9 protein-coding genes are annotated in these 8,759 nt (G+C 75.4%); 5 read left to right on the top strand and 4 right to left on the bottom strand.

Annotation, left to right across the window (positions count from 1 at the left end; genetic code table 11):
- A partial coding sequence (locus PKA89_RS20095; protein ID WP_324422619.1) for a TCP-1/cpn60 chaperonin family protein occupies nt 1–471 on the top strand: 471 nt, incomplete at its 5' end.
- A gap of 130 nt (nt 472–601) precedes the next feature.
- Nucleotides 602–1,021: a hypothetical protein gene (locus PKA89_RS20090; RefSeq protein WP_324422617.1), complete on the top strand. Its 420-nt coding sequence runs from the start codon at nt 602–604 to the stop codon at nt 1,019–1,021.
- Between the two features lie 4 nt (nt 1,022–1,025).
- Here PKA89_RS20090 and PKA89_RS20085 read toward each other — a convergent pair whose 3' ends face one another.
- Genes PKA89_RS20085 through PKA89_RS20070 form a run of 4 tightly spaced genes read right to left on the bottom strand, consistent with a single transcriptional unit; the run spans nt 1,026 to nt 3,889 of the window.
- Nucleotides 1,026–1,631 (bottom strand): response regulator transcription factor, encoded by a 606-nt coding sequence (locus PKA89_RS20085; protein WP_324422615.1) that lies wholly within the window; start codon nt 1,629–1,631, stop codon nt 1,026–1,028.
- A complete protein-coding gene (locus PKA89_RS20080) occupies nt 1,628–2,770 on the bottom strand; it encodes a sensor histidine kinase (protein ID WP_324422613.1) in 1,143 nt (380 codons plus the stop codon). The genes PKA89_RS20085 and PKA89_RS20080 overlap by 4 nt, the downstream gene beginning before the upstream one ends.
- 40 nt (nt 2,771–2,810) lie before the next feature.
- Nucleotides 2,811–3,407, bottom strand: coding sequence for a class I SAM-dependent methyltransferase (locus tag PKA89_RS20075; protein WP_324422611.1), 597 nt, complete (start codon nt 3,405–3,407; stop codon nt 2,811–2,813).
- Nucleotides 3,404–3,889: a DUF6069 family protein gene (locus PKA89_RS20070; RefSeq protein WP_324422609.1), complete on the bottom strand. Its 486-nt coding sequence runs from the start codon at nt 3,887–3,889 to the stop codon at nt 3,404–3,406. The genes PKA89_RS20075 and PKA89_RS20070 overlap by 4 nt, the downstream gene beginning before the upstream one ends.
- 296 nt (nt 3,890–4,185) lie before the next feature.
- Here PKA89_RS20070 and PKA89_RS20065 point away from each other — a divergent pair, with 296 nt between their 5' ends.
- From PKA89_RS20065 to PKA89_RS20055, 3 genes are all read left to right on the top strand, one after another.
- Nucleotides 4,186–5,985 carry an alkaline phosphatase D family protein gene (locus PKA89_RS20065; RefSeq protein ID WP_324422607.1) on the top strand — a complete coding sequence of 600 codons (1,800 nt, stop codon included), beginning with the start codon at nt 4,186–4,188 and terminating at the stop codon, nt 5,983–5,985.
- Between the two features lie 14 nt (nt 5,986–5,999).
- A complete protein-coding gene (locus tag PKA89_RS20060; protein ID WP_324422606.1) occupies nt 6,000–6,800 on the top strand; it encodes an ABC transporter ATP-binding protein in 801 nt (266 codons plus the stop codon).
- A gap of 1 nt (nt 6,801) precedes the next feature.
- Nucleotides 6,802–8,759: FtsX-like permease family protein (locus PKA89_RS20055; RefSeq protein ID WP_324422604.1), on the top strand; the 1,958-nt coding region annotated here is incomplete at its 3' end.

Here is an 8,759-nt window from a genome sequence, read left to right as displayed (position 1 = left end):
GAGCTCAAGGAGCGCAAGCACCGCATCGAGGACGCCGTCCGCAACGCGAAGGCGGCCGTCGAGGAGGGCATCGTCGCCGGTGGTGGCGTCGCCCTCATCCAGGCCGGGGCCAAGGCGTTCGCCAACCTCGACCTCGACGGTGACGAGGCGACCGGCGCGAACATCGTCAAGGTCGCCATCGAGGCTCCGCTCAAGCAGATCGCGGTCAACGCGGGTCTCGAGGGCGGGGTCGTCGCGGAGAAGGTCAGCAACCTCGAGTCCGGCTGGGGCCTCAACGCGGCCTCCGGCGAGTACGTCGACCTCGTCGCCGCGGGCGTCATCGACCCGGCGAAGGTCACCCGCTCGGCGCTGCAGAACGCGGCGTCCATCGCGGCGCTGTTCCTCACCACCGAGGCCGTCATCGCCGACAAGCCCGAGAAGGCCGCTCCGGCCATGCCGGGTGGCGACGACATGGGCGGCATGGGCTTCTGAGCCGCTGACGCACCACGTCGCACCGACCGACGGGCGGTCCTCCACTTCCGGAGGGCCGCCCGTCGGCGTGTGACGGCTCGTGTGCGGGGGTGCACTGGCCCCCTCCGGCGATGGTCCCTACGCTGCGCGGATGGAACGGTCGCGCCGGCGCCTCGGGGTGGTGGTCGCCGCGCTCGCCGCGGCCGCACTGCCGACGGCGTGCTCGGACGGTCGCGTCGTCGACGCGAACGGGGTGGTCGTGCTCGTCGGTGAACGCGCCGACTCCGGGATGGCCGCGCAGGGAGGTGGCCGCCTCGAGGTCCTCGGCGGGTGCCTCGGTGCCGGAGGGGTGGTGGTCGTCTGGCCGCACGGCACGACCGTCGTCGGCGAGGAACCGCTCACGGTGGAGGTACCGGGCCGGGGTCGGGTCTCGCTCGGTGACGACATCACGCTCGCCGGCGGCTACGTCCTCGAGCACTCGTCGGGATCGCGACCATCCGCGCCGCTGGACGTCGCCGGCGTCACCGTGCCCCGGGCGTGCGCCGAGTACGACGTCTTCCTCTCGGTCTGACCGGTCAGAGCCAGCCGCGGTCGCGGGCCTCGGCCGCCGCCTCGACGCGGTTGCGCGTGCCGGTCTTGCCGATGGCCGCCGAGAGGTAGTTGCGCACGGTCTGCTCCGAGAGGTGGAGCGTGCCCGCGATGTCGGCGACCGTCGCGCCGCCCTCCCCGGCCCGCAGCACGTCCTGCTCGCGGGCCGTCAGTGGGTTCGGTCCGGCGGCGAGCGCGTCGGCGGCGAGGACGGGGTCGATGACCAGCTCGCCGGCGGCCACCCGGCGGACCGCGTCGGCCAGCCCCTCGACCGGCCCGTCCTTGACGACGAAGCCGCGCACCCCGGCCTCGAGGGCGCGGCGGAGGTAGCCGGGGCGGCCGAAGGTCGTCACGACGACGACCACGGTGCCCGGCGCCGCGGCCCGCAGCTGCTCGGCGACGTCGAGGCCGGAGGCCCCGGGCAGCTCGATGTCGAGGAGGACGACCTCGGGCGAGGTCTGCGCCACCGCGGCGAGCACCTCGTCGCCGCGGCCCACCCGGCCGACGACGCTGAGGTCCGGCTCGAGGTCGAGCAGGGCGGCGAGCGCCTCCCGGAGCATCACCTGGTCCTCGGCGATCAGCAGCGTGGTCATCGAGCGCCTCCGGTGGGCGGCAGGCGGACCGAGAGCCGGAAGCCCGAGGCGTCGCCGTCGGTGCGCAGGCTGCCTCCCGCATCGGTGAGCCGCTCGCGCAGCCCGGCGAGCCCGGAGCCGGTGACCCCGGCGGACCCGTCCTCGTCGGCGTCCGGCCCCGACCCGTCGTCCTCGATGACGAGCGTGGTGCCGTCGGGCCCGCTGGCGGTCCGGATGACGGCCCGGGCGGCGTGCGCGTGGCGCAGCACGTTCGTGGCGCCCTCTCGCACCACCCACGCGAACAGCTCCTCCTCGGCCGGGGTGAGGCCGGCGTCGGCCCGCTCGACCTCGGTGCGGATGCCCGCGGCCCGCAGCGCCTGACCCGCGTGGGCCAGCTCGTCGTCGAGGGTCGTGCCGCGGTAGCCGCGGACCGCCCGCCGCACCTCGGCGAGGGCGTCCTGGGCGAGCCCGGCGATGTCGTCGGCGTGCCGCTCGGCGGCGTCCGGGTCGGAGCGCACGGTCCGTCGCGCGGCCTGCGCCTTGACCGACACGACGGAGAGGCTGTGCCCGAGGAGGTCGTGCAGGTCGCGGGAGAAGCGGAGGCGCTCGGCGGCGACCGCCGTGCTCGCGAGCTCCTCGCGAGTGGCCTGCAGCTCGGCGACCACCGCGGCCAGCCAGCCGAACGCCCACGTGAGCATGCCCGCGAGGGCGGTGGGGACGCCCGTGCCCCAGACCGCGACCGACCACTCCGCCCCGCGGGACCGGGCCACGAGGACGACCGCCGCGGCGAGGCCGGCGACGAGCCACGGCGCGGGACGCAGCGGCACGGTCGCGCCGACGGCGATGGCCGCGAGGAGGGGCAGGGTCGACCAGTCGAGGGCCGGGGCGAGCGCGAGCACGCCGACGAGGAGCAGGAGGGCGAGGACGAGCGGCCAGAGGTCGGTGCGCCGCGTGCCCGCCCGCGCGGTGGCGTCGACGGTCGTCGCGACGAAGACGACCCCGACGGCGAGCAGCCCGGTGACCATGAGCACGGGGTGCTCGGTCTGGCTGCTCGAGACGAGTGGAGGGGCGAGCAGGCCGGCCGCCCAGACGCCGGACCACGCCGCGGCCACCCCTCGGGGCAGCCGCGGCCAGCCCTGCTGCCCGACCGGTGGCGCCATCGCGGCCATCCTCGCAGCGTCCGGGCTCGAGCGGGCCACGTCAGGCCACCTCGGCCTCGCCGGCGACGTGGTCGACCCACGTCCCGAGCGCGCCGGGGAGCCGGAACCGCTCGAGCTCCACCGGGACGAACCCCGCGCCGAGCAGGGCCGCCTCGGTGTCGCGGGCGGGGTGGCAGCCGTGGTCGAGCAGCACCGAGCACGGGGCGACGACGTGCTGGGCGAGCCGGGTCCACGTCCCGCGCGGGGCGGCGACGTGCTCGAGCAGCCGCAGCACCCCACCGGGCCGCAGCACCCGGCGCACCTCGTGGAGCGCCCGGTGCTGGTCGCGCACCGAGCAGAGCGCCAGCGTGGACAGGACCGCGTCCGCACTGCCGTCCGGCACGGGGACGGCCTCGGCGCCGCAGCGGAGGACGGCCGCGTCCCGGAACCGCTCACGCGCCGCGCGCCGGAGCAGGGCGGCGCGGTGCCGGTCGGGCTCGACGCCGACCCAGCGGAGCGTCGGGTCGAGGTGCCCGAGGTTCCCTCCCGTCCCGGCGCCGATCTCCACGACCGTCCCGGCCAGCCCGGCGGTGAGGCGTCGGCGCCAGGCGGTGAGGTCGCCCGACCCGACCGTGGCGGCACCGCGGGGCGGGGTCACGGCCGGGCCACCGGGAGGCGCCGCATCACGAGGGGGACGACGACGGCAGCCACGACGAGGTGGAGGGTCGCCAGGGCCGCCCCCGCCGCCGCGGTGCTCGCCTGGACCACCGGGCTGGCCAGCGACAGGACGAGGACGATGAGCGACACCCACCCGAACGCACGGCGCGGACGTCGCGACGTGCGGCGCAGGATGCCGCCCACCCCGAGCGCGGCGAGGGCGACGACGGATGCGCTCAGCCCGACCGCCACCCCACCCACGGTGTGCGTCGAGCCGCCGCTCGTGGCGGCGAGGTCGACCGCGCTGCCGAGCGGCCACCACGCGAGGAGGGCCGCGGCGGTCGCGCCGCCGAGCACGAGCCATCCCGGGGTGCGGCGAGAGCGGGCGCCGCCGTGCGGCGGGGTGGGGGCGGAGGCGGGCGTGGGCGGCGCCGGAGGACGCGGTCGGGCGGTGGGTGCGGGCTGGTCGGCGCGGGTGGTCATGGTGCTCCTTCGTCGAGGTCTCGAGGCCGGTGGATCCGGCGTCCTCGACGCTAGGAGCGAGCGCAGGGACGTCGGCAGGGCCGCGAGTACCCGGACGACCGGTACATCCGTCCCGGGTCGACCCGCTCCTCGCGACGCGGGACATCCGTCGAGTGAACAGAACACGCCGCGTGCGCTCGCCTCGACACGGCGTGTTCTGTTCACTCGACGGGTGGGGGGACGGGATGGGACCCGGGGACGAACCGGGGTGCTCCCCCACAGCCCGGGCCCAGCCTCGCCCGGCAGGATGGGGTGCCATGAGCCACCTCGGACCGGACCCCGACCAACCCCTCGTCCTGGGCCCGATGCTGCGCTACGTCGACGAGACCTCGGCGACGGTCTGGGTGCGCACGCTGGCGACGGCGACCGTCACGGTGGAGCGCGCCGGTCGCTCGTGGAGCGCCCCGACCTTCGCGGTGCACGGCTCGCACTACGCCCTCGTCGTCTGCGACGGCCTCGAGCCCGGCAGCGACGAGCCGTACACCGTCGACCTCGACGGCCGGCGGGTCTGGCCGCTCGAGGGTGCCGCCCCCAGCCGCATCCGAACCCTCGACCCGAACCGCCTGCCGCACTTCGCGTTCGGCTCCTGCCGCACCTTCGGCAGCCACGACGAGAAGGGGACGCGGCTGCACGGGGTCGACGCACTCCGCACGCTGGCCCTCACCCTGCGCGACGTCCCCGAGGCCGGCTGGCCCGACCTGCTGCTCCACCTCGGCGACCAGGTGTACGCCGACACCACGCCGCACGGCGAGCTCGAGGACTTCATGCGTGCGCGGCGCAGCCTCGACGAGCCGCCGTACGCGGAGATCAAGGACTACCCGGAGTACGACGAGCTGTACCGCATCACGTGGTCCGACCCCGTGATCCGCTGGCTGCTCTCGACCCTGCCCTCGGCGATGATCTTCGACGACCACGACATCCGCGACGACTGGAACACCTCGTGGTCGTGGCGCCGCGACATCCGGGCCACGACGTGGTGGCAGGAACGCATCGTCTCCGGGCTGGCGTCGTACTGGGTGCACCAGCACCTCGGCAACCTCTCGCCGCGCGAGCTCGCCGAGGAGGAGCTGTTCGCCGGGGTCCTCGAGCACGCCGCCGCCGGCCGCGAGGACGAGCTCGACCTCACCGACGCCCTCGACGAGCTGGCCGCCCGCGCCGACGTCGAACCGGAGTCGTACCGCTGGAGCCACACCCGCGAGGTCGGCGACTGCTTGATCGTCGTCCTCGACTCGCGGGCCGCCCGCGACCTCCAGCCGGACTGCCGCTCGATGCTCGACGAGGTCGAGCTGCGGTGGTTCGACGACACGATGCACGGCGGCTACCGGCACGTGTTCGTCGGCACGTCCCTGCCCTTCCTCCTCCCACCGGGCCTGCACGACTTCGAGGCCATCGACGAGGTCGTCGCGGAGGGCGCCTGGGGACGTCGCGCGGCCCAGCTCGCGGAGCGGGTCCGTCGCAGCGTCGACCTCGAGCACTGGGCGGCCTTCAACGCCGGCTTCGACGAGGTCTTCGAGATCGTCATGGACCTCGCTCGCGGACGACGGGGCCCGGCCCCCGAGACCGTCACCTTCCTCTCCGGCGACGTCCACAACTCGTACTTCGCCGAGGTCACCGACGGGCAGCAGTACGGCGCGCTCTCACGGATCACCCAGGCCGTGTGCTCGCCGATCCGCAACCCGATGCCGCGCGGCGTCCGGGTCATGGTCTCGATGCTCTCCCGCGCGCTCGTGCGCCCGATGCGGCTGCTCGCCTCGGCCTCGCGGCGCACCCCCGACCCGGCGTACCCGTGGACCGTCACCGAGGGGCCCTGGTTCGACAACAATGTCGCCCTGTGCCGGGTCACGCAGGAGGGGCTCGAGCTGACCTGGGTCAGGGGTGCGGTGGAGGGTGACGACTACGCCCACCCGTCGCTGCGTCGGGTCTCGTCGGTGTCGGTCCCCGCCCGGCCCGCGGTGCGTGCCGGAAGCGACGCGGCGGGTGGGGACCCGAGGTCCGGTCCGGGGTCGGACCGGGGGTCGGCCCGGGTGGACCCCGACGGCGTCCTCGGGCGGGCGTGACCTAGCGTGAGCGCATGACGGTCGCCGACCCCCAGCCCGCGCCGGCCGGAGCCACGCCCGCCGCCGGCGCCGGCCTGCCGCGGCGCGCCGCCGCCCGCGTCGAGAACCTCACCAAGGTGTACGGGTCCGGCGAGACGCGGGTGGTGGCGCTCGACGACGTCTCGCTCGACCTCCACGCCGGTGAGTTCACGGCCATCATGGGCCGCTCCGGGTCCGGCAAGTCGACCCTGATGCACTGCGCCGCCGGCCTGGACTCGGCGACCTCGGGGCACGTGTTCCTCGGGGACGTCGACCTCACGACGCTGCGCGAGCGCCGGCTCACCGAGCTGCGCCGCGACCGCATCGGCTTCGTGTTCCAGGCGTTCAACCTCGTCCCGACGCTGACCGCCGAGGAGAACATCACCCTCCCACTGGCCATCGCCGGGCGCCGCCCGGACCCGCAGTGGTTCGACGAGGTGATCGACACGGTCGGGCTGCGCGACCGGCTCGGCCACCGCCCGGGCGAGCTCTCCGGCGGCCAGCAGCAGCGCGTCGCCTGCGCGCGTGCCCTCGTCGGCCGTCCTGAGGTGGTCTTCGCCGACGAGCCGACCGGCAACCTCGACTCGACGTCCGGGGCCGAGGTCCTCGGCTTCCTCCGGCGCGCGGTCGACACCCACGACCAGACGGTCGTCATGGTCACCCACGACCCCGGCGCCGCGAGCTGGACCGACCGCGTCGTCTTCCTCGCCGACGGCCACGTCGTCGACGAGCTGCGCGACCCCACGCCCGAGACGGTCCTCGAGCGGATGGGCCGGCTCGCCGAGGCCGAGGGCTGACGTGCTCCGCGCGACGCTGCGCGGCATCCTCGCGCACAAGGTCCGGCTCGTCCTCAGCGGGCTCGCCGTCGTCCTCGGGGTGGCGTTCGTCGCGGGCTCCTACGTCTTCACCGACACCCTCGACCGCGCCTTCACCGGGCTGACCAAGGGGTCGGTCGGGGACGTCGTCGTCCGTCCGTCCGGCGGCAACGGCGGGGCACCCTTCGCCGGTCAGGGCGGCACCCGCACGGTGCCCGGCTCGCTCGTCCCCACCCTCGCCGCCGTGCCCGGTGCGGCCCGGGCCGACGGGCGGGTGGCGGCCTTCGGCACCTTCGTCGTCGACAAGCGGGGCAAGCTCGTCGGCAGCAACGGTCCGCCGGGAATCGCGTTGTCCTACAGCGACGGACCTGCGGCGCACGGGGTCCCCTCGGCGACCCTCGACCGCGGGCACTGGCCTCGGGCGCCGGGGGAGGTCGTCCTCGACGCCAACACCGCCGCCCGGGCCGGCTACCTCGTCGGCGAGAAGGTCTCGCTCGTCACGGCGACGGCCCAGCCGACCCTCCAGGCGACGCTCGTCGGGACCGCCGAGGTCGCCGGCACCTCGCTCGTCGGGGCGAGCATCGTCGTCTTCGACGCCCGACAGGCCCAGCAGCTGTACCTGGCCGGAGCCGACGCGTGGTCGACGGTCTGGGTCACCGCGGCCCCCGGCACGAGCCAGGAACAGCTGCGCCGGGCGGTGGCCGAGGTGCTGCCGAAGGGCTTCGAGGCGACGACCGGCGACGCCGCGGCCGCCCGGGCCGCGACCCGCATCGACGAGGCGCTCTCGTTCGTGACGACCTTCCTTCTCGTCTTCGCGGGTGTCGCCCTGACCGTCGGGGCCTTCCTCATCGTCAACACCTTCTCGATCCTCGTCGCGCAGCGCAGCCGCGAGCTCGCCCTGTTCCGGGCCATCGGCGCGAGCCGGCGCCAGGTCGCCCGGTCGGTGCTGCTGGAGGCCGGGGTCGTGGGCCTGCTCGGCTCGGCCGCCGGCCTCGGGCTCGGCGTCGTCCTGGCGATCGGCATCCGCTGGGTGTTCGGACGGGTCGGGCTCGACCTCGGGCCGACCGAGCTCGTCGTGCTGCCGCGCACCGTCGTCGTGGCCCTCGTGGTCGGGGTCGTCGTGACGATGGTCGCCGCCTACCTGCCCGCCCGCCGGGCGGGACGGGTGCCACCGGTCGCCGCGATGCGCGACGACGTCGTCCTCGCCGAGGGCGGGATGCGGTGGCGGGCCGTCGTCGGGGTCGCCCTGCTCGGGGCCGGTGTGGTCGGGATGGCCGGCGGCCTCGCGGGCTGGGGCAGCGAGCCGACGTACGTGCTCGGGCTGGGCACCTTCGGCGTCCTCGTCGGCACGGCACTGGTGAGCCCGATCGTCGGTCGTCCCGTCCTCGCCCTGCTCGGGTTGGGGTACCGACGCGCCTTCGGGGCGGTCGGGCTGATGGCCGAGCAGAACGCCCGCCGCAACCCCCGGCGCACCGGCGCGACCGCCTCGGCGCTGATGATCGGCGTCTCCCTCGTCACCCTCATGGCCGTGCTCGGTGCGTCGGCCAAGGCGAGCATCGACAAGGCGCTGGCCGAGGACGTCGTCGCCGACTACATCGTCTCGAGCGCCGTGGGACAGGGTTTCTCAGCAGCGGTGACCGACCGCGTGGCGGCCGTCGACGGCGTCGCCGAGGTCGTCCGCGTCCGGGCTGCCCGCATCGACGTCGACGGCGACCGCGAGTTCGCGGCCGGCGTCGACCCCGCCGGTGTGAGCCGGATCGCGAAGCCGGTGGTGCCGACGGGGTCGCTGGCCGCTCTCGGCACGGACGGTGTCGCGCTCTCCACGACGTACGCCCGGGACCACCGGCTCACCGTCGGCTCGCCGGTCACCCTCGACTTCGCCGGCGAGGACTTCCCGGCGAAGGTCGTCGCGACCTACGAGCCGGACGCCGTGCTCCAGGC

The sequence above is a fragment of the Phycicoccus sp. genome (assembly GCF_035325325.1).
GTDB lineage: Bacteria > Actinomycetota > Actinomycetes > Actinomycetales > Dermatophilaceae > Phycicoccus.
This window is presented reverse-complemented; position numbering and strand designations above follow the sequence as displayed.